This window comes from Pseudoalteromonas sp. S1610, from assembly GCF_005887465.1.
GTDB classification, from domain to species: domain Bacteria; phylum Pseudomonadota; class Gammaproteobacteria; order Enterobacterales; family Alteromonadaceae; genus Pseudoalteromonas; species Pseudoalteromonas undina.
Genome location: NZ_PNDI01000116.1, coordinates 1 through 316, shown reverse-complemented (window position 1 = coordinate 316; position 316 = coordinate 1). Strand labels below are relative to the sequence as shown.

Here is a 316-nt window from a genome sequence, read left to right as displayed (position 1 = left end):
AATCTTATGATATTTAATTATCAGCGAATTCATTAAATTTCTCAATTCTGTTAAAGTTTTTTCTTTAGATTCGATTTTTTTCATGTTGTTGAATTTCCTGTTCATGATCTTCAAACTGGTTAATCCATCGTTGGACATGCTCTTGGTCGTAGTTAGCAATTTCATTATTTCTATAATCTTTAATTATTTTGGATTTACTTACGCACAAACTTTCTTTAGTTGTCATAATGTCCCTTTGTCAGTATTTATTAGTTTGGTTTATTATATATACACCAATAAGGATTTTTCTTTTGTCCACCAGATTGAAAAGCAAAGT

The 316-nt window shown here is 27.8% G+C and carries 1 protein-coding gene; it reads right to left on the bottom strand.

Features of this window, described 5'->3' with window-relative positions; all coding sequences use genetic code 11:
- Positions 1–64 precede the first annotated feature (64 nt).
- Positions 65–226, bottom strand: coding sequence for a hypothetical protein (locus tag CWB77_RS18460; protein ID WP_171043286.1), 162 nt, complete (start codon positions 224–226; stop codon positions 65–67).
- Positions 227–316 lie beyond the last annotated feature (90 nt).

What these genes read in the sequence shown, in the direction of transcription:
- CWB77_RS18460 (WP_171043286.1), bottom strand. Translation starts at nt 226, where the DNA reads ATGACAACTAAAGAAAGTTTGTGCGTAAGTAAATCCAAAATAATTAAA.